The 20824-nt window shown below is 55.1% G+C and carries 19 protein-coding genes; 18 read left to right on the top strand and 1 reads right to left on the bottom strand.

Annotation, left to right across the window (positions count from 1 at the left end):
• Positions 1–108 precede the first annotated feature (108 nt).
• Positions 109–2112 carry a hybrid sensor histidine kinase/response regulator gene (locus ACJJIC_RS19365; protein WP_444885876.1) on the top strand — a complete coding sequence of 668 codons (2004 nt, stop codon included), beginning with the start codon at positions 109–111 and terminating at the stop codon, positions 2110–2112.
• Positions 2113–2164: 52 nt separating this feature from the next.
• On the opposite strand, the gene ACJJIC_RS19360 is transcribed toward ACJJIC_RS19365, so the two are convergent.
• Positions 2165–2968, bottom strand: a complete 804-nt coding sequence (locus ACJJIC_RS19360) for an inositol monophosphatase family protein (protein ID WP_252084804.1) — start codon at positions 2966–2968, stop codon at positions 2165–2167.
• Between the two features lie 135 nt (positions 2969–3103).
• On the opposite strand from ACJJIC_RS19360, the gene trmJ reads away from it, so the two are divergent.
• From trmJ to hisS, 17 genes are all read left to right on the top strand, one after another.
• Positions 3104–3895 carry a tRNA (cytosine(32)/uridine(32)-2'-O)-methyltransferase TrmJ gene (trmJ, locus tag ACJJIC_RS19355; protein WP_444885875.1) on the top strand — a complete coding sequence of 264 codons (792 nt, stop codon included), beginning with the start codon at positions 3104–3106 and terminating at the stop codon, positions 3893–3895.
• Positions 3896–4001: 106 nt separating this feature from the next.
• The gene (gene iscR / locus ACJJIC_RS19350; RefSeq protein ID WP_252084806.1) at positions 4002–4478 is read left to right on the top strand and encodes a Fe-S cluster assembly transcriptional regulator IscR; all 477 of its coding nucleotides are present in this window, start codon (positions 4002–4004) and stop codon (positions 4476–4478) included.
• A 64-nt stretch (positions 4479–4542) separates the two neighbouring features.
• Complete coding sequence (locus ACJJIC_RS19345; RefSeq protein WP_445357865.1) at positions 4543–5757, top strand: IscS subfamily cysteine desulfurase; 1215 nt, start codon at positions 4543–4545, stop codon at positions 5755–5757.
• A 27-nt stretch (positions 5758–5784) separates the two neighbouring features.
• The gene (iscU, locus tag ACJJIC_RS19340) at positions 5785–6207 is read left to right on the top strand and encodes a Fe-S cluster assembly scaffold IscU (RefSeq protein ID WP_252084807.1); all 423 of its coding nucleotides are present in this window, start codon (positions 5785–5787) and stop codon (positions 6205–6207) included.
• A gap of 51 nt (positions 6208–6258) precedes the next feature.
• Positions 6259–6570, top strand: coding sequence for an iron-sulfur cluster assembly protein IscA (gene iscA, locus ACJJIC_RS19335; protein ID WP_435583629.1), 312 nt, complete (start codon positions 6259–6261; stop codon positions 6568–6570).
• A 122-nt stretch (positions 6571–6692) separates the two neighbouring features.
• Positions 6693–7220: a Fe-S protein assembly co-chaperone HscB gene (gene hscB, locus ACJJIC_RS19330; RefSeq protein ID WP_444885874.1), complete on the top strand. Its 528-nt coding sequence runs from the start codon at positions 6693–6695 to the stop codon at positions 7218–7220.
• 81 nt (positions 7221–7301) lie between these two features.
• The gene (gene hscA / locus ACJJIC_RS19325) at positions 7302–9173 is read left to right on the top strand and encodes a Fe-S protein assembly chaperone HscA (protein WP_445357692.1); all 1872 of its coding nucleotides are present in this window, start codon (positions 7302–7304) and stop codon (positions 9171–9173) included.
• A gap of 77 nt (positions 9174–9250) precedes the next feature.
• On the top strand, positions 9251–9589 hold the full coding sequence (fdx, locus tag ACJJIC_RS19320; protein ID WP_152451921.1) for an ISC system 2Fe-2S type ferredoxin: 339 nt from the start codon (positions 9251–9253) through the stop codon (positions 9587–9589).
• A 29-nt stretch (positions 9590–9618) separates the two neighbouring features.
• On the top strand, positions 9619–9813 hold the full coding sequence (gene iscX / locus ACJJIC_RS19315) for a Fe-S cluster assembly protein IscX (RefSeq protein WP_444885872.1): 195 nt from the start codon (positions 9619–9621) through the stop codon (positions 9811–9813).
• A gap of 199 nt (positions 9814–10012) precedes the next feature.
• Positions 10013–10441, top strand: a complete 429-nt coding sequence (ndk, locus tag ACJJIC_RS19310) for a nucleoside-diphosphate kinase (RefSeq protein WP_108731991.1) — start codon at positions 10013–10015, stop codon at positions 10439–10441.
• A gap of 63 nt (positions 10442–10504) precedes the next feature.
• A complete protein-coding gene (rlmN, locus tag ACJJIC_RS19305) occupies positions 10505–11623 on the top strand; it encodes a dual-specificity RNA methyltransferase RlmN (protein ID WP_252084812.1) in 1119 nt (372 codons plus the stop codon).
• Between the two features lie 211 nt (positions 11624–11834).
• A complete protein-coding gene (locus ACJJIC_RS19300) occupies positions 11835–13730 on the top strand; it encodes a cytochrome-c peroxidase (RefSeq protein ID WP_445357691.1) in 1896 nt (631 codons plus the stop codon).
• Positions 13731–14224: 494 nt separating this feature from the next.
• Entirely contained in the window at positions 14225–16180 is a 1956-nt protein-coding gene (locus ACJJIC_RS19295; RefSeq protein WP_445357690.1) for a cytochrome-c peroxidase, read from the top strand.
• A 357-nt stretch (positions 16181–16537) separates the two neighbouring features.
• On the top strand, positions 16538–17317 hold the full coding sequence (gene pilW / locus ACJJIC_RS19290; protein WP_252084815.1) for a type IV pilus biogenesis/stability protein PilW: 780 nt from the start codon (positions 16538–16540) through the stop codon (positions 17315–17317).
• On the top strand, positions 17307–18275 hold the full coding sequence (locus ACJJIC_RS19285; RefSeq protein ID WP_445357689.1) for a RodZ domain-containing protein: 969 nt from the start codon (positions 17307–17309) through the stop codon (positions 18273–18275). Before pilW ends, ACJJIC_RS19285 begins: the two co-directional genes overlap by 11 nt.
• Before the next feature lie 100 nt (positions 18276–18375).
• On the top strand, positions 18376–19488 hold the full coding sequence (ispG, locus tag ACJJIC_RS19280; protein ID WP_445357688.1) for a flavodoxin-dependent (E)-4-hydroxy-3-methylbut-2-enyl-diphosphate synthase: 1113 nt from the start codon (positions 18376–18378) through the stop codon (positions 19486–19488).
• A 63-nt stretch (positions 19489–19551) separates the two neighbouring features.
• A complete protein-coding gene (gene hisS / locus ACJJIC_RS19275) occupies positions 19552–20814 on the top strand; it encodes a histidine--tRNA ligase (RefSeq protein WP_445357687.1) in 1263 nt (420 codons plus the stop codon).
• The last annotated feature ends 10 nt before the right edge of the window (positions 20815–20824 follow it).

Here is a 20824-nt window from a genome sequence, read left to right as displayed (position 1 = left end):
CTGTGTGGAATTCTGATTGGCACTAATGCTTGGTAAATAGACGCCCTTTTCGCGCCTAGGTATAAATGCCCCTTTTTTTGCCAGCAATGCCAACGAATCGAGTTAAGCGTGTCCGAATTTCAGAACCCCGTTCCGCCCCATCTCCCTTTCCTGCTGGCAACTCCAGAGGAGTTGCACTCTCTGGATGTTCTGGAGCTCACACACCAAACCGGTCGCCTGCAGGGGCTGATGATGGATGTGGATTGCGGTCTGTGGGAGTGGCACCTAAATAGTGGCGCCCAGCGCGCTCAGGGGGATATCTGGCATTTGTTTGCCGATAGTGCTGATCGCGCCCTTCAGGGTCTGTGGTCTGGCGCCGAGTTGCACCCGGTGCATTCTGATGAGCGCCACCGCATTTTTGCGTTACGCAAAAGGATCGCCAGCGAGGGTGGCTACTTCGACATCGCTTTTCGCGCCTACGACATCTCCGGACAAATGCGCTGGCTGCGCTTTTGTGGCCGGGCTACCACCAGTGCCGATGGCAGCGAGGTGATCGCGATTGGCACTTGTGCCGATTATAGCGAGGCACTTTCGCAGCGCTATCTGACCAATCTACCCAGTGAGCGGCCACTGCAGGCGTTGTCCGGGGTGGGAGATGGTTTGTGGGAATGGGATTTACGCGCCGATGAAATGGTACTCGATGACGCCTGTTGGGGGATTCTTGGCTACGAGGTGAGCCCGATTCGCAGTATTGGGCGCTCTGCTGCGGAGCAATGGAAAGCGCGTATTCTCACCGAGGATATAGCCAGGGTGGAACAATCGATGTTGGACCATGTGCGCGACCGGCTGCCCCTGGATGTGGAATTCCGCCTGTGGCGCTCCGATGGCAGCTTGGTTTGGGTTCGCTGTCGCGGCAAGGCCCAACTGGACAGCCGCGGTCAACCGGTGCGGGTGTTCGGGGTTTTGCAGGATGTTAGCGCTGGACGTGAGAGCCAGGCGCGGCTGGAACGGGAGTTGCACCAGCAGCGCGAGGAAAATGCCCATCGAGCCGATCTTTTATTCAGCCTGAGCCATGAGCTGCGGACCCCTCTCAACGCCATTTTGGGATACAGCCAAATGGTGGAGTTGGATCAGAGCTTGAATTCCGACCAACGCCAGCGGCTGGGGGAGATTCGCCGAGCGGGTCAACACCTATTGCACCTGGTGGGGGATGTGCTGGAGCTCGCCCGTATCGACAGTCGGCGGCTCGGCCCCTCAATGGAATCGGTGCGCCCGGTGGAATTAGTGGCCGAATGTAAGCGCCTGCTGGAACCACTGGCGGAGACCCGCCGGGTCAGTCTGGTCTACGAGCCTCTCGGCTGGGAATCTGCCTATATTTGCGCTGATCCGGTACGTTACAAGCAGGTGGTTCTAAACCTCGCCGGCAATGCAGTGAAATACAACCGGGATAATGGCAGGGTCATTATTAATTTCACTCCACAGGCAGAGGGCTGGCTGCGCTTGAGTATTCTCGATACCGGTAAGGGCATTTCTCCGGATCGGCGCAGCGAGGTGTTCGAGCCTTTTAATCGTTTGGGGGAGGAAAAGGGTCATATAGAGGGGACCGGCGTGGGTCTGGCAATTGCCAAGCGGCTCACCGAGGCTATGGGTGGGCGAATCGACTTTGATAGTCAGGAGGGGCAGGGCTCAGTTTTCTGGATCGAATTCCCTATGATCGATGCGCCCGATGCCCTTATGAGCTTTTCTGCTCATCCACAGGAGCCTCCGCAGTTGCCGGAGGGGCGCGTGTTACTTGTGGATAACCGCCCTGCTGCGGCCGACCAGCTTAAGGAAATGCTGAAGGAGAGTCCCCAGGTTCAGTGCCTGATTGCCACCGATGTGGTGGAGGCAATTTTTATCGCGCGAACGCAGCGTCCCGATGTACTGTTGTTTCACAGTGAAGTGCCGGGCATGTCCGCTGCGGACCTAATCTCTATTTTGCAGGAGGATATCGCCACTAGAGCCATGCGCTTTGTACTGGTTGGTGAAAAACCCAGTGGGGAGAACTATCCGGCACTTCCGGCAGAGTTTGACTTTATGCAGTTGTCGCGTGTGCTGGCGGAAACCCTTGGGCGGGCCGGTCGGTCAGTTTAGCGGCACCGTAACAGCTGGCCCGGCAGTCGCCGGGCCAGTGAGCGAATAAAGCTTAGCGCACGGAGCCCAGGTGCTTACCGACGATCTGCACCAGCGGCTTGAAGACTTTGGGGGTGGCACAGACCAGATTACCGGATTCCAGGTAGTCCTCTCCACCGCGGAAGTCGCTGATTAAACCGCCGGCCTCTTTGACCAGTAGCGAGCCTGCAGCGATATCCCAGGTATTCAGATACATCTCCCAGAAACCGTCAAAGCGCCCGGCCGCTACATAGGCCAGGTCCAGTGCGGCGGCGCCGGGGCGGCGGATACCGGCGGTCTGCCCGGCGATCTCTTTCAAAGCGCCCAAGTAAGGGTCGATGTTTTCCAGAGCGGGGCCATTGAAGGGTAGGCCGGTGCCAATTAGAGCGCCGCGTAGGCCCTGGCGGGGGGAAACACGGATGCGACGGCCGTTAAGGGCCGCGCCGCGACCGCGGCTCGCGGTGAATTCTTCGCGCTTAATCGGGTCGAGAACCACCGCGTGCTCAATGCGGCCGCGGTAGCGGCAGGCGATAGATACCGCAAACTGGGGTACGCCGTGGATAAAGTTGGTGGTGCCATCGAGAGGGTCGATAATCCACTCGTAGTCGGGCTCGGCGCCTTCGATCAGGCCACTCTCTTCAGCGCGGATGCTGTGCTTGGGGTAGGCTTTGCGCAGGTGATAAATAATCTCCTGTTCGCTGGCCTTGTCCACTTCGGTGACGAAATCGTTGCGCGCCTTTTCCTCGAATTTCATTAGGTCGCCGCGCTCCCAGGCCCGTTCGATCAATTCTCCGGCCTTGCGCGCTGCGCGCAGGGCAATATTTAGCATGGGTTCCATAACTATTCCGCACTAAGTGGTTGAAGTGGTTAAAAAGCAGACCGCGGGTTAACCGCAGCGGACGCGATTGTATGGATTCCCGCTCCTTTTTGCTACACTCGCGCGCCCCCATGACACCGAATTATTACTTTCAGTATGGCCAAGTCCCCATTAGACACGACTCCGCTCAGTGCGCTCGACAATGTGCGTGTGGTTCTGGTTAACAGTGCCCACCCAGGAAATATTGGCGGCGCGGCGCGCGCCCTGAAGAATATGGGCCTGAGCCAGCTCTATCTGGTTGCACCGCGGGAATTCCCTGCGGCCAATGCCGTATGGCGCGCCGCTGGTGCGGCGGAGCTGCTCGACAGTGCAGTAGTAGTGGACACTCTGGAAGAGGCGGTGGCGGATTGCGGCCTGGTGGTGGCCACCAGTGCCCGCGAGCGACGTATTCCCTGGCCTCTGCTGACACCGCGCCAGTGCGGTGAGCGCGCAGTGGCCGAGGCCTCCAGCCACCCGGTGGCGCTGGTGTTTGGTCGCGAAGACCGCGGCCTGACCAATGAAGAGCTTCAGGCGTGCAATTACCATGTGCATATTCCGGCCAACCCCGAGTACAGCTCTCTAAACCTGGCGACCGCCGTACAGGTGCTTTCTTATGAGGTGCGTATGGCGGCGCTAGAAGCAGAGAAAGGCGAGCCTGTGAGTTATGCAGACTGGGATCGCCCACCGTCCAAAGCCAGCGATATGGAGCTCTATTTTGAGCACCTCCAGCAAGCTTTAGGTGAACTGGGCTTTATCGATCCGGATAACCCTCGCCAGACTATGACCCGACTGCGTAGGCTGTACAGCCGTGTGCGCCCGGATGATATGGAGCTGGGTATCCTGCGCGGCATGCTCACCTCCATCCAGAACTATATTCACCGCTCTGGTGGCAAGGGGCGCCCAGACTAGTTGAGTACCCGAGTACTTTGCTTGGTTATATACTTGACTAAGGTGCTGGGTTATTTCATACTCGCGCCCCGATCGGAAAAGGGCTGTTCATCAGTTGGGAGCTGGTATGCGTTTAACAACCAAAGGCCGCTATGCGGTAACCGCCATGCTGGATCTGGCGTTGCATGCAGAGCGTGGGCCGATCAGCTTGGCAGATATTTCCAAACGGCAGGGCATCTCCCTGTCCTATCTGGAACAGTTATTTTCCCGCCTGCGGCAATCCGGACTGGTGTCCAGTGTGCGCGGCCCCGGCGGTGGTTATCGTCTAGCCCGCGATGGCGAAGAAATTTTTGTGGCTCAGATCATTGATGCAGTCAATGAATCGGTGGATGCCACCAGCTGTGGCGGCAACGCCGATTGCGCCAATGGCGAACAATGTCTGACCCATTACCTCTGGTCAGACCTGAGTGATCAGATTCACGGTTTCCTGAGCGGAATCAGCCTGGCCAACTTGGTGTCTCGCGCCGAGGTACAGGAAGTGGCACGCCGCCAGGATATGCGCGAAGCGCCGGAAGAGCGGGTCGCCGTACTCGGCGGCTTGTAAATATCGGTCACAACTGTGGCCAAAGCGGAATATTTGAGAATTATTGAGCGGAAACGGTATGACTATGAAGCTTCCCATCTACCTGGATTATTCAGCTACCTGCCCGGTTGACCCGCGTGTCGCTGCAAAGATGGCAGAGCAGCTGACGATGGAAGGCAACTTCGGTAACCCGGCTTCACGGTCTCACCTGTACGGCTGGAAAGCCGAAGAGGCGGTGGAAAATGCCCGTCGTCAGGTGGCTGAGCTGATTAATGCTGACCCCCGCGAGATCGTCTGGACCAGTGGTGCCACCGAGTCCGACAACCTGGCGATTAAAGGTGCGGCGCACTTCTATCAGGGCCGCGGCAAGCACATCATCACTTCCAAGATTGAGCACAAGGCAGTACTAGACACCTGTCGCCAGCTGGAGCGTGAAGGCTTCGAAGTAACCTATCTGAACCCCCGTGAAGACGGCATCGTTACTCCGCAACAGGTTGAGGAAGCGCTGCGTGAGGACACCATTCTGGTGAGCCTGATGCACGTGAATAACGAAATCGGTGTAATTAACGATATCGCCGCGATCGGTGAGCTGTGTCGCTCGCGCAAAATTATTTTCCATGTGGACGCGGCGCAAAGCGCAGGCAAACTGCCTATCGACCTGCAGGAGGTGAAGGTCGATCTGATGTCCTTCTCCGCCCACAAAATCTACGGCCCCAAAGGTATCGGCGCCCTGTATGTACGTCGCAAACCCCGCGTCCGTCTGGAAGCGCAGATACACGGTGGCGGCCACGAGCGCGGTATGCGTTCCGGCACTCTGCCGACTCACCAGATTGTCGGTATGGGTGAAGCCTTCCGCATCGCCAAAGAGGAAATGGTGCAAGAGGGCGAGCGTCTGGTTTCCCTGCGCAACCGCTTCTGGGATCAGATCAAAGATATGGAAGAAGTCCATATCAATGGTTCCGCCGAACAGCGTGTACCGGGCAACTTGAACGTGAGCTTTGCCTTTGTAGAGGGCGAGAGCTTGATTATGTCCCTGCGCGACCTGGCAATTTCCTCCGGTTCCGCCTGTACCTCCGCCAGTCTTGAGCCCAGCTACGTGTTGCGCGCCCTGGGAGTAAACGATGAGCTGGCGCACAGCTCCCTGCGTTTCAGCTTCGGCCGTTTCACCAGCGAGCAGGACGTGGACACCGCCGCGGCCGCCGTGCGCAAGGCAGTGGAGAAACTGCGTGAATTGTCGCCGCTTTGGGATATGTACAAAGACGGTGTGGACCTGAACAAGATTGAATGGGCCGCTCACTAAGCGCGCACAAGAGTTAGGAGAAAAGTCATGGCCTATAGCGATAAAGTAATTGACCACTACGAACACCCCCGCAATGTCGGGCGCATGGACGACAAGGCGGACAATGTAGGCACCGGTATGGTGGGTGCGCCCGCTTGTGGTGATGTGATGCGCTTGCAGATCCAGGTGAACGACGCGGGTGTGATTGAAGACGCCAAGTTCAAAACCTACGGTTGCGGTTCCGCTATCGCCTCCAGCTCCCTGCTCACCGAGTGGGTGAAGGGTAAGACTATCGATGAGGCGGAGCAGATCAAAAATACCGCTATCGCCGAGGAACTGGCGCTGCCACCGGTGAAAATTCACTGTTCCGTGCTGGCCGAAGATGCAATCAAGGCTGCGGTGCGCAACATCCGTGAAAAGCGCGGTGAGTCTGCCGAAGCCGCTGACGCGCCGGAATCCGCCGCAGGTTAACCACCGGGCCCAGGGCCCAATAGCAGTGAAGGTATTGTTTTGGCTATTACTATGACCGAGGCCGCTGAGGCTCATATCAAGAGTCAGCTGGCCAAGCGCGGTAAGGGAATCGGCATTCGTGTGGGTGTTAAGACCGCCGGGTGTTCAGGCCTTGCCTATGTACTGGAGTTTGTCGATTCGGCAGAGGCCGAAGACGTGGTATTCGAGCAGGATGGAGTAAAGCTGATCGTAGACCCCAAGAGTCTGGTTTACCTAGACGGTACCCAGCTCGATTTCGTTAAAGAAGGGCTCAACGAAGGCTTCACCTTCACCAACCCCAACGTCAAAAACGAGTGTGGCTGCGGCGAGAGTTTCCACGTCTGAGCGTGGCCCGCTTCAGCGAGGCCGGATGCACTGCGCATGCCGGCCTTTTTATTGGCCCGGCAGTTGCCGGGTGGGGCGCCGCCGCCCAGTTTTTAAGGCCCAGTGCCGGCAGGTGAACTGAGATGGCAACCAACCTGACCCATTTTGAAATATTCGGGCTTGACCCCGCCTTTGAACTCGATCGCAGTGCTCTGTCCGCACGCTATCGGGAATTGCAGCGGGAATTCCACCCGGATAAATACGCTTCCAAATCCGAGCGCGAACAGTTGCTCGCTATTCAAATGGCTGCGCAGATCAATGAAGCCCACACGGTACTTCGCGATCCGGTGCAACGCGCTGCTTACCTGCTCAAGTTGGCTGGAGTGGAAGTGCCACCTGAGCAGACTACCGCCGATACAGAGTTCCTGATGCAGCAGATGGTGCTGCGCGAGCGCCTGGAGGAAGTGCGCGAGCAAGCAAATCCCACTGTTGCCCTGGAGGAACTCGCCGAAGAGGTGGATGGCCTCTACCGCGGTGCGCAGCGGCAATTTGCTGAGACCTATGCCGCGGGCAAGTTTAGCGAAGCAGAAGACGCCCTGCGCAAGCAGCAATTCCTGGTCAAGCTGCAGTCGCAAGTGGAAGAGCTGGAAGCTGATCTGTTCGGCGATTAAACAAGCGCTACCAGAAAATAAACCGGGATCAGGCACAGGCGGTGCCAACGCGAACAATCCCGCTGATAGAAGAGATAAGTAATGGCATTACTGCAGATTTCCGAGCCGGGACAGAGTCCCGACCCCCATCAGCGCAAATACGCGGTGGGCATCGACTTGGGCACCACCAACTCACTGGTGGCCACGGTGCGCAGCGGCTCGGCAGAGGCCATTGCGGCAGAGGATGGCAGTGTCATCCTGCCCTCGGCGGTGCACTACAGCCGCGACGGTATTACCGTTGGTAGCGAGGCGCGTCTGCGTGCTGCTGCTGATCCCTACAATACCATGTTGTCGATCAAGCGCTTGATGGGTCGTGGGGTCGCCGATGTAAAAAGCCTGGGCGAGCAGCTGCCCTATCATTTTTCCGATACCGATGGCGGCATGCCCACTATTGAAACTGCCGCCGGCCCGGTCAACCCGGTGCAGGTATCTGCGGAAATCCTTAAGAAGCTGGCCCAGCGTGGCCGCGATGCACTCTACGGCAAAGTGGATGGCGAGCTCGACGGCGCAGTGATTACCGTGCCGGCCTATTTTGATGATGCCCAGCGCCAGGCGACCAAGGATGCGGCCAAGCTGGCCGGCCTGAAGGTGCTGCGCCTGCTCAATGAGCCGACTGCCGCGGCGGTAGCCTATGGCCTCGATCGGGGGGAAGAGGGCGTGATTGCTGTCTATGACCTGGGCGGCGGCACCTTTGATATTTCAATCCTGCAGCTGTCCCGCGGTGTTTTTGAGGTAATGGCCACCGGTGGCGATACGGCCTTGGGTGGCGATGACTTCGACCGCATTATTGCGGCCTGGATCGCCGAGCAGGCGGGTTTGGGCACCGATCTGGATGCGTCGACTCAGCGGGTGTTGCTGGACAGTGCCTGCGCTGCAAAGGAGTCCCTGAGTGGTGCCGAGCAGGTAGAAATACACCATGGGGACTGGCGTGGCGTGCTCGACCGGGTGACCATGGCCTCGTTACTGGACCCCATGATCGACAAGACCCTGCGCGCCTGTAAACGCGCCCTGCGCGATGCCGATATCGGTGTGGATGAAGTTCAGGAAGTGGTCCTGGTGGGTGGTTCCACTCGGACTTTGCGGGTGCGTGAGCGGGTCGAAGACTATTTTGGCCGTGCGCCCCATGCGGAAATCGACCCGGATCAAGTGGTAGCCATTGGCGCCGCCCTGCAGGCCGATGTGTTGGTGGGCAATAAATCCGACGACGACCTGCTGCTGCTAGATGTAATCCCGTTGTCTCTGGGTATTGAGACCATGGGTGGACTCACCGAGAAGTTGATTGCGCGCAATACCACCATTCCGGTGTCTAAAGCTCAGGAATTCACCACTTTCAAAGATGGTCAGACCGCCATGGCGATTCATGTGGTGCAGGGTGAGCGAGAGCTGGTTAGCGACTGCCGCTCGCTGGCACGTTTCGAGTTGCGCGGAATTCCTCCAATGGTGGCGGGTGCCGCTCATATTCGCGTGACCTTCCAGGTGGATGCGGATGGCTTGCTGTCGGTGACTGCCATGGAGAAGAGCAGTGGTGTTAGTGCAGATATCGTAGTGAAGCCTTCCTACGGCCTGGAGGATAAGGACATAGCGCGCATGCTGCAGGAATCCTATACCCACGCCGCCGAGGATATCGCTCTGCGTGCTTTGCGCGAGGCGCAGGTTGAGGCGGAGCGGACTTTAGAGAGCTTGCTGGTGGCCCTGCGTGAAAACGGTGCCGAGTTGCTGGAAGACCATGAGCTGAGTGAGTTGGAGCATGCAATGGAAGCTCTGCGCCTGGCCCATAACGGGGGCGATGCCGATGAGATGCGTCAGCGTATGGAGACCCTTAACCAGCTGTCGGAGCCCTTTGCGGCCAAGCGTATGGACGCTTCTATCAAGCGCGCCATGCGCGGCCACAGCCTGGATGAATTTGATAAATAAGCGGTGGGCGTCTAGCCCGCACAACTTGCGGCCGGGGCTTGCCCCCGTCGGATTGAGACCATAGAGAGTCAGTACCCATGCCGAAGATAGTATTTTTACCCCACCCGGAAATGTGCCCTGAAGGTAAAGTGGTGGAAGCGGAGAGCGGTGTCAGTGTAATCGATGCGGCACTGGCCAACGATATCGAGATCGAGCACGCCTGCGAGAAGGCCTGTGCCTGTACTACCTGCCATGTGATTGTGCGCGAAGGCTTCTACTCCCTGGAGGAGCCCGATGAGCTGGAAGAAGACCTGCTGGACAAGGCTTGGGGCTTGGAGCCCGAGTCGCGCCTGTCTTGTCAGGCGATCGTTGAAGATGAAGATCTGGTGGTGGAAATTCCCAAATACACCATCAACCAGGTATCGGAAAAGCACTGAGTACCGCGGGTAGTGAGGAAGCCAAAACAATGAAGTGGACCGATATTCACGATATCGCTATTGAGCTCTGCGAAGCCCATGAAGATGTGGACCCGCTCACGGTCAATTTTGTCGACTTGCGCAACTGGGTGATGGCGTTACCTGAGTTTGATGATGAGCCGGGCCGTTGTGGTGAAAAGATTCTGGAGGCTATTCAGGCCGCCTGGATTGAGGAACGCGAGTAGTCAGAATGGGTTTAAGGGGGTATTGGTATTGGAGTACAAAAGTCGATCAATACCCCGTATAATCCGCCGGCCGCGAAATGCGGTGATCAAAAATTGAGTACCCCCGGTGGGTATGAAAGGAATACTAGGGAAGAGCAACTGTGTAGGTTGCTCTTTCTATATGTAAGTTAAGTTACAAAAAATCAATTTGGAGATAACCATGGCCCTGGAGCGTACCCTTTCCATCATCAAGCCGGACGCAGTAGCCAAGAATGTAATCGGTGAAATCGAGAGCCGTTTTGAGAAAGCTGGCCTGAGCATCGTTGCCATGAAAATGGTTCAACTGTCCCGTGAAAAGGCTGAAGGTTTCTACGCTGAGCACAAAGAGCGTCCTTTCTTCAAAGACCTGGTTGACTTCATGACTTCCGGTCCGGTTGTTGTACAGGTTCTGGAAGGCGAGAACGCTATCCTGGCAAACCGCGATCTGATGGGCGCTACCAACCCGAAAGAAGCGGCTGCTGGCACCATCCGCGCTGACTTCGCTGACAGCATCGACGCCAACGCTGTACACGGTTCCGACTCCGCAGAGTCCGCCGCCCGCGAAGTAAGCTACTTCTTCGCCGACGACGAAATCTGCGCGCGCGCTTAATTAGCGCCACAAATCGCACCGGTCTGTCCGGACCGGTGCAATTCTTCCCCCGAGGTGAAATGAATGACCACAGAGAAAACCAACCTGCTCGGCCTTTCAGTAGAAAAGCTGGCCGCCTTTTTTGAATCATTGGGCGAGAAGCGCTTCCGCGCAGTTCAGGTTTTAAAGTGGATTCACCAGAATGGGGTTGATGATTTTGCTGAGATGACCAATGTCAGCAAGGCCCTGCGTCAAAAGCTGGCGGAAGTGGCCGAAGTCCGTGCCCCGGAAGTATTGAATCAGTGGGATTCTGCCGACGGCACACGCAAGTGGCTAATTAAAGTCTCCGGTGGCAATGCTATCGAGACGGTTTATATCCCCGATGGCGATCGCGGCACTCTGTGTGTCTCCTCGCAGGTGGGCTGTTCCCTGGATTGCAGTTTCTGTGCAACTGGCAAGCAGGGCTTTAACCGCGATTTAACCGCGGCAGAAATTATCGGGCAGGTGTGGATCGCCTGTAAATCTTTCGGTCAATTAGACCCGAAAGGACCGCGCAAAGTCACCAACGTGGTGATGATGGGCATGGGTGAGCCATTGCTCAATTTCGACAATGTGGTCGATTCCATGAACCTGATGATGGAAGATAATGCCTACGGTATTTCCAAGCGCCGTGTCACCCTGTCAACTTCCGGTGTGGTGCCCGCACTGGACCGCCTAGCTGATGTGACCGATGTGAGCCTGGCGATTTCCCTGCACGCGCCTAACGACGAATTGCGTAACGAGTTGGTGCCGATCAATAAGAAATACCCCATTGCGGTGTTGTTGGATTCCGCTAAGCGCTATATCGAGCGTATGCCGGATACGCACCGTAAAATGACCATTGAATACACGCTGATGCGCGAGGTTAACGACCGCCCGGAGCACGCTGAGCAATTGGCGGAGCTGCTGAAAGAGATTCCGGTGAAAATTAACCTGATTCCCTTTAACCCGTTTGAGCTGTCCGACTATCAGCGAGTGAGCAATAACGCACTGCGTCGCTTCCAGCAGATACTGCTTGATAAGGGTTATACGGTTACCGTGCGCACTACCCGCGGCGACGATATCGATGCAGCCTGTGGCCAGCTGGCCGGCAGTGTTAACGACCGCACCCGCCGCTCCGAGCGCTACCGCAACGCCGAACGCCCCGTTCGTATAGTCGGCTGATCAACGAACCCAGCCTGGATGATTTGCATAGCCACTTGCTAGCTTAGATCCGGGCTTGTCCTATCCTTTCTGTAGGCCTTAGGGTCGTAATTCCTTTAAAGCCTCTCCATTTTTTTCTGATCTCCCTTTTATTGGTGTCAACCAAATCCCAGGATACTGCGTTAACAGTCCAGAACTTTACGAAAGTGGATGGAAAGGACTGTTAAATTTTATGCGTACTGAAAAAGTGGATTTTAAGGTGTCTGCCAATGTCCTATTGCGATATTTATTTTTAATACTCTGTATATCCTTGGCAGCTTGCAGTTCAGGATCATCTGGAGGTGATGATGATACTTCGACACCGAATACTGTAGAGGGTGATTCAGACTCAGACCCCGATCCGCAATCTGAGCGGGGTAGTGGGCCCGGTAAATTGATTGGCCATGCCTTTTCCGGGACCAGCATCGGCCTTGCTTGGGAGCGGGATGGTGAGACCTATTTTGTTTATCGCAATGGTGAAAGAGTCGCGCAAACCAGTAATAACTTTTTTGTCGATAAAAACCTCACGGTAGCGACTGAGTACAGCTACTTGCTAAATACAATCGATACTGCCAGCGCCTCTGAGGCCGATCAGATTGTTGTTAAGACATTGGTAAATGACACGAATACAGGGCTAAATAACGGCACAGAAGACGATGTCTTAAACGAGCGTATATCCACTTTTGCCGAGTGTAAAAATGTCGCCAGTGCCCTGGATTTACTCGAGGAAGATCTTGATAACTGCCTGGCAGCCATGCTTGAGCTCAATCGCATGGCCTCTCTTGTTGAGGATATACGTGCTTTTGCCGCGCGTGTTCGCAGCGAGCAGGAACCAGCCATGGTTGAGCTGGGTATGCGCCTGTTCCACAATAAATCCCTGAGTGCCAATCAAGATGCTTCCTGCTCCTCTTGTCACCACCCGGCGATTGGCTGTGGTGGGGATGATCTATCAATGCCGGTTGGCATTAATGCGGTAGATAGTACGTTGCTAGGGCCGGGGCGTTCTGACGGTATTAATGAAGTGCCGATAGTGCCGAGGAATTCACCAGCGACCTGCAACACTGCGCTCTGGTCTCGTGGCCTGTTTTGGGACAACCGGGTTTCATTGAGTCCTAATGGTGTGCTGCGCACAGATTCAACGGACGTTACCCGAAATACTTCCTCCGCGGTAGGTTCTGGTTCCCTGGCACTACTGATGGCACAGGCACACTTCCCTGTTACAGCACCACCTGAGATGGGGGATATCGTTGACTTTGGCTACGATGATTCTGTCGATGAAAACTTTACTGCATACCGCGAAGATATATTGGCGGCGAATCTGGATATCGAAGCTTGGGGGCCGCTATTTACATCCGCTTTTGGTGATCCTGAGATTAACTTTAGCCGTATTGCCCAGGCTATTGCAGCTTATGAGGCGGTGCAGATATTTATAGATAATTCATTTTTTGCCTATGTCGAGGGCAATTTACAAGCGCTTAGCGCTGAAGAGAAGCGTGGTGCTATCACGTTCATGTCGAGAGATTCTGGCTGTACTTTCTGCCATAAGGGGGCCTTCTTTACTTCCGAGGCGCTGATGGCTGCCAACTATCCGCAGATTGGAATTGGTACTGATGAGAGTGGCAGTGGAGCTGATTTGGGTGGTGAGGGGTCTTTGGGTTTTGGAGCATTCCGAGCCCCAACGCTGTTAAATGTGGCGATTACCGGCCCCTGGGGACATAGCGGGCAGTTTGGCAGCTTGCGTAGAAATGTCGAGCATTACAGGGATCAGGGTGTCTCAATTGCCAGTTACTTTGCCAATAATGAAATGTGTGATCTTGAACAGTTTAAAGATTTACAGGATTGCCCCAGTAAAGTAGCGCCTAATGGTTTGGTTCTGTCTCAGGATATTCTTGCAGGGAATGATGGTGGTGGTGTCAACCGCCTGACTGATGATGAGATCGACCTTGTTGTCATTTTTCTGGGCACTCTCACTGACCCAGCCGCCGCCAATAGTAGCTCTAATGAGATTCAATTTTTGATTCCTCCCAGAGACGGTGGTCCGGATGGCAAACAGCTGGATGCTAGAAACCGGAATGGGGAGAGTTTGTAATTCCCTGTTTACCTTGTTTTATAGCCAAGTGAATAGCTAGAAAAAAGTCAAAAGTATGAGGGTATAGTTTTTATACCCTCATACTTATCTTTGCGATTTGTGCAATTAATTTTTTAGGCTGGGTCGCAGTATGGGCAAACTTAGCTTGTAGCCTTCTCAATACCGTTTTCTCTATTTCTTTAAACCCAGAGACAATTCACAGTATCCAATATCACTGTACCAGCATCAGTGCTTTGCGACTCTCTCAACAGAATTTGCCAAATAAAAGCTTTAGGGTCATTACCTCTGTATCCCATGAAATTGACCAAAAAGTTCGGTTTCATGAAAAGTATTGTGAGGGCAGGCAACTCTTTCTGCTCCCCAAAAAACTACCTTTAAAAATGTTGGATAGTTCCAAAATATTAGCTTTTGGTGCCGAATGGGGCACTAGTAGCTCCATTGTCTGTCCAGTGCTGTTCAAAACGATTTTTCAGTGGCGGAGTCGAGCTGTATTTATGAAAACCCAGAGCAATAATTTGCCGATATCATGCGCAGCACTGTTGCGATTAGTGCTACTGCCGCTTGTTCTGTTGGCTGTGGGCTGCAGCTCCGGTTCATCCGGTGGCGATGACAGCTCTGGCTCGGAAACGGTGGAAGCTGACACCGACGCTGGGGGAAATACCGATACAAACTCCGGTGGTGATGATACGGGCAATGGCGGCGACACAGATAATGACGATGATACAGGCAATGGCGCAGAGACCGGGCAAGGCAGTGCGCCGAAGGCCTTGATCGCCAATGCTTTTTCAGGAACGAGTATCGGCCTTTCCTGGCAGCGCGATGGGGCAACCTATGCTATCTATCGTGGCGGAGAAAAAATTGCCGAGACAGATAATCATTTTTATGTTGACCAGGGCCTTTCGATAAATACCGAGTACAGCTACTCAGTGACCAGTGGCGATGTGATCAGCGAGAATGAAACGGCCCGGGTCAATGCGAAAACACTAATCAATAATACGAATAGCGGCCTTAACAATGGTGCGGTTGCAGTACCGGTCCTCGAGCGCCTTGTGAACATTAGTGAATGTAAAAATGTTCGCAGTGCATTGAATTTATTAGATGAAGATCTGGATACCTGCCTGGCGGCCATGCTGGAATCGAACAACATGGCTGGGCATCTGGAAGATATGCGCGCTTTTGCTGCCAGGGTGCGAAGTGAACAAGACCCCGCCATGGTCGAGCTGGGTATGCGCTTGTTCTACAGTCAATCCCTCAGTGCCAATGGCGATGTAGCCTGTGCCTCCTGTCACCACGCTGCTATCGGCTGTGGCGGTGACGATCTCTCTATGCCCGTGGGTGTGAATCCATTAGATCCTGCATTGGTTGGCCCAGGCCGCTCTGACGGTATCAATGAGGTACCCATAGTACCCAGAAACGCCCAGCCGATATGTAATGTGGCATTGTGGAGTAGTGGGCTCTTTTGGGATAACCGGGTGGCACTTACCGATCGCGGTATCCGCACCGACTCACGGGATGTCAGCTTTAATACCGAAGCGGCGGTGGGTACTGGCACCCTGGCCCTGATGATGGCGCAGGCGCATTTTCCAGTAACCAATCCTGCAGAAATGGGTGATGTTACTCAATTTGGTTACGATGCGAGTAGTGATAGTGGCACCACCGATTACCGCGAAGATATAGTGGCGGCCAATCTGGGGCGGGAATCCTGGAGCGGGTTATTTAACGCAGCTTTTGGTGACGACGAGATTACTTTCAGCCGTATTGCGCAGGCTATAGCCGCTTTTGAAGCGGTGCAGCTCTTTATCGACAACCCTTTCTTCGACTATGTAGATGGCGACTTGAATGCGCTCGATAATGATGAGAAGCGCGGTGCAATTACTTTTATGTCAGGGAATTCCGGCTGTACTAATTGCCATGCGGGTGCATTTTTTACTACTGAAGGGCCACGGCCTGCGAATTATCCACAAATTGGTATAGGTACCGATGAGAATGGCAGTGGCGCGGATCTGGGGGCGAACGGTGCTGGTGCCTTCCGTCCCCCAACATTACTGAATGTCGCGCTCACTGGCCCTTGGGGGCACAGTGGTCAATTCGCGACGCTACGCAGAAATGTCGAACACTATCGCGACCGTGCGGCATCGGTTAACCAGTATTACACCAACAACGAAATGTGCGATTTGTCACAATTTTCAGAGTTAACAGATTGTGCCAGTAAGGTGGCGCCCAATGGCCTTGCGCTCTCCCAAGCAATCCTTGCAACCACCGGTGGTGATGCCGGTAATAATCTCAGCGATGCCGAGATCGACCTGGTCGTACGTTTTCTTGAGACCCTGACCGACCCGGATGCGGCCAACACCTCCTCAAATTCCGTTCGTGCCCTGATCCCTACCCGCGACGGGGGTCCTGATGGCAAACAGCTGGATGCGAGGGATAGCTCCGGTAAGGAGCTCTAGTGGTGGTTTTATTACCGGTACTAACGAAATTTTCTGACTTTTGTGCAGGTTCCGCACTGCCCCGATTTTATTTTGTTATCAGCGAGAGATATCGCCGAGTCAATTGGAATTAATTAGGGGTACACAGCTGAAACTCACGGTGCTTTGCGGCACTATATGAGTCGGGAGGCAGGATCTGCGTCCGGATCCAGTATCGGAAGAGGCATTGCAGACAGGTTATCTTGGGGACTGCTCTGCCATCACAGTGGGCACACCACTATTTTTTTACTTTGCCCCGCCCTGGTGCTTGATCGATAGTGATTAATCACTGCGATCCCGCTTGATGGATAGATGAAAAATAAATGTACAGGTGATGTCGTGTCTGCAAATTCTTTTGGCCTGCGGTTCTTAGGCCTGATTCTCACTGTGTTACTGGGGGGATGTGTAACCACTGGTTTGCCAGAGCGCCAGGAGGTCAACCTGGAGAAGGCTTTGGAAACCCATGTTCAACTGGGTATTCGCTATCTGCAGAGTGGAGAGAACCGCGAGCTGGCTCGCCGTCACTTCAACAAAGCGCTGGAGCTGGGCAAGAAGAATCCTATGGCCCACCATGGCCTGGCTCTGCTGTACCAGGCCGATGGCGAATTGAAGGTGGCCGAGTCCCATTTCAAAAAGGCCCTGCGCTACAGCGACAATTTCTCCATGGCGCGCACAAACTATGGCGTGTTCCTTTACCAGCAGGAGCGCTATGAGGATGCTTTAGAGCAATTTCGTCACGCCTCCAGTGACCTGACTTATAACCGCCGTTTCTTTGCCCTGGTTAACTATGGCCGTACTGCCAATCGCTTGGGCTTAGCAGATGAAGCAGAACGGGCCTACACGCGTGCGCTCGCTCTCAACAGCAATCTGCCGGTAGCGCTACTGGAGTTGGCGGAGCTTAAATATGAGGCCGGCGACTATTCTGCGGCCAAACAGTACCTTGATCGTTACAGTGAGAATAAACGCCAGACACCCCAATCCCTATGGTTGGGGATACGTATCGAAAAGGTGTTTGGCAACCGCGACAAGGAGCTGAGTTATGCTCTTGCGCTAAAAAATCTGTACCCGTACTCTGCGGAAACACTGAAATATCAGGAGTTGAGTGGTAATGACGGATAGTAACTCCGTGCACCGCGACAGCGGCCAAATCGAATCCAGTACACAGGCTTCTCCCGGTGCGCTACTGCACTCTGCGCGCGAGGCGGCCGGGCTGTCTCGCGAGGAGCTGTCCCGGCGCTTGTGTATTATCGACAATACGGTGGAGTGGTTAGAAGAAGACCTTTACGAGCGCCAGCCGGAAGCGGTTTATGCGCGGGGTTATATTCGCAATATTTGCCGGGAGCTGAGCATTGACTCCGCTCCTGTGCTTACCGCCTACGATGCGGCACGTCCAAAACAGCAGGTGCGCAAAGAATCGCGACGTATCGAGATGAAAGCCGACTCCCTGCGCCCGGCGCGCAAACACGGCTATGGTCTGTTGGCTCTCCTGCCATTTGTGGTGGCGGGCGCTGTATTTTGGTGGCTCTATGTTGGCCCGGTAAATATTCCCGGCCTGCAGAACTCAGTAGAGCAAAATGCAGCTCCTGCCGAAACTGCTGAGCTATCCGTTGCTGAGCCATCCGTAAATATCAATGAAATAGCATTGGCGGAGCCTGGTTCAACCCAGTTGCAGGTTGCTGAGGCACCGGCGCAACAACTAGAGCCCGCTGGGGAAGAAGTCGCGGAGGAGGCTCAAACTCCCGAACATAATGCGCTTACTGAACCTCAGGTCAGCGTGCAAGCTGAAGACGCTACCGCCCAGCTACCCGCAACCGTTGCGCAGCTGGATGAACAGTTGCAAGGAGCGCTGCGTCTCAGTTTCGACGAGGATTCCTGGGTTGAAGTAAAGGATGCCGAGGGTGTTGTACTGCTCGCCGGTGTTCAGCAAGCCGGCAGTTCCAAGAACCTGGATGGGCGCGCGCCCTTCGAAGTGATGCTCGGCAATGCCCGTGCAACCAAGGTGGTTTATCGCGAGCAAACGATTGAAAGCGACCCCATTGGCAATCGCCGCACCCGCCGCCTGATTGTGGGCAATTAAAGGATCTCCGCCGTTTGGGCGCGAACTCTGTAGGTTTGCGCCCAATCTCTCTATAATCTCCCCCTCGAATTTTTAGCAGCAATACTGCCAGGTCCGCCCTATGCAATTTGAATCTCCCATTGTCCGCCGCAAGTCGCGCCAGATCATGGTGGGTAATGTACCGGTCGGTGGCGATGCGCCGATCTCGGTGCAGAGCATGACCAATACCGAAACCTGTGATGTGGCCGCCACTGTGGGCCAGATCCAGCGTCTGGAAAATGCCGGTGCGGATATCGTGCGGGTCTCAGTGCCCAGCATGGAGGCCGCTGAGGCTTTTGGGGAAATTAAAAAGCAGGTGAATGTTCCGCTGGTGGCGGATATTCATTTCGACTATCGCATTGCTCTGCGTGTGGCCGACCTGGGGGTGGATTGCCTGCGCATCAACCCCGGTAATATCGGCCGTGAGAAGCGTATTCGTGCGGTGGTGGACAAGGCCCGCGATCTGAGCATCCCGATTCGTATCGGTGTAAACGCGGGCTCTCTGGAAAAAGACCTGCAAAAAAAATATGGTGAGCCCACGCCAGATGCACTGGTGGAGTCCGCACTGCGCCATGTTGAGATTCTTGATAGCCTGAATTTTCAAGACTTCAAGGTGAGCGTGAAAGCCTCGGATATCTTTATGGCTACCGCTGCTTATCGCAAGCTGGCCCAGCAAATTGAGCAGCCTTTGCACTTGGGTATTACAGAGGCCGGCGGCCTGCGAGCCGGTACGGTGAAATCCGCAATTGGCCTCGGCGCCCTGTTGCTCGACGGTATTGGCGATACCCTGCGGGTATCCCTGGCGGCAGACCCGGTGGAAGAGGTGAAAGTAGGTTGGGATCTTCTGAAGAGCTTGCGCCTGCGCAGCAAGGGGATCAATTTTATCGCTTGTCCCAGCTGCTCACGCCAGAACTTCGATGTGGTAAAAACCATGAACGAGCTGGAGACGCGCCTTGAAGATGTCACCACGCCGTTGGATGTGGCGGTGATCGGCTGTATCGTCAATGGCCCGGGCGAAGCGAAGGAAGCGGATATTGGCCTCACCGGCGGTACACCGAGCCACGCGATTTATGTGGACGGCCAGCCAGACCGCAAATTCAAAAATGAGAATTTAGTGGATGATTTGGAACGCCTAATTCGCGAAAAGGCCGCTGCCAAGGCCGAGCGTGAGGCAGATATCATCGCCAAAGCGTAGCGGGCACGTCTATTGCACTGCCCTATTCGTTGATTTAAGTAATTAGAAATTTAAGGAACAGCGTTGAAACAACTTCGCGCAATTCGCGGCATGAACGACCTGCTGCCGGAACAGTCCCCGGTTTGGCAGTATGTGGAAGCGACCCTCAGTGAACTCTTTGCCCGCTATGGCTACAGTGAAATCCGTACGCCCACTCTGGAGGCAACCCAGCTGTTCAGCCGCGCCGTGGGCGAGGCTACCGATATTGTTGAAAAGGAAATGTACACCTTCGAGGACAAGAGCGGAGACAGCGTTACCCTGCGCCCAGAGGGCACCGCAGGGACCGTGCGCGCAGCGATCCAAAACAACCTGCTGATTCAGCCCCAGCGCCTGTGGTATTTCGGCCCCATGTTCCGCTATGAGCGCCCACAGAAAGGCCGTCTGCGCCAGTTCCACCAGTTTGGAGTGGAAGTGTTCGGCATCGAAGGGCCGGATATCGACGCGGAAATGCTGATTATGACTGCGCGGCTGTGGCGTCAGCTGGGTATCGGTGAACACGTCACCCTGCAGTTGAACTCCCTGGGCAACTCCGACAGCCGCGCAGCCTATCGTGAGGCCCTGGTGGCCTACCTCAGCGAGCGCCGCGAGCAGCTGGACGAGGACAGCCAGCGCCGCCTGGAGCGCAATCCCTTGCGTATTCTCGACAGTAAAAATACGCAAACCCAGGAACTGCTCGCCGAGGCGCCCTGTCTATTGGATTTCCTCGATGAGGAATCTGCCGCCCACTTTGCCCAGTTGCGCGAGCTACTGGATGCAGCAGGGGTGAAATACGAGATCAACCCCAAACTGGTGCGCGGTCTCGATTACTACGGTAAAACCGTTTTTGAATGGGTGACCGACAGTCTCGGTGCCCAGGGCACTGTCTGTGCCGGCGGCCGCTACGATGGTTTGGTAGAACAGATGGGTGGGAAGCCCACTCCAGCAGTTGGCTTTGGCCTGGGTGCCGAGCGCCTGGTATTGATGTTGGAAACCCTTGAAGTACTACCGGAGAGTCTGGCGCAGCAAGTAGATGCCTACCTGGTGGCGGTGGGTGATGTACAATCAGCCGCCTTGGCTGCCGCCGAACGATTGCGCGACGAGCTACCATGGTTGCGTCTACAGGCGCACTGCGGAGGTGGGAGCTTTAAGAGCCAAATGAAGAAAGCGGATAAAAGCGGTGCCGATTACGCACTGATTATCGGCGAGGATGAGGCTGCAAATGGTCAGATTACAGTGAAATATCTGCGCTCCGAGCAACAGCAACAGACTCTCGCGCTCACGGAACTTGCGGCATTGCTGCAGGGCTGATTCAAATACT

The sequence above is a fragment of the Microbulbifer mixtoriginis (SeqCode) genome (genome assembly GCF_052468275.1).
Note: the sequence above shows the minus strand (reverse complement) of the source record. Positions and strands in the feature narration are given on the sequence as shown.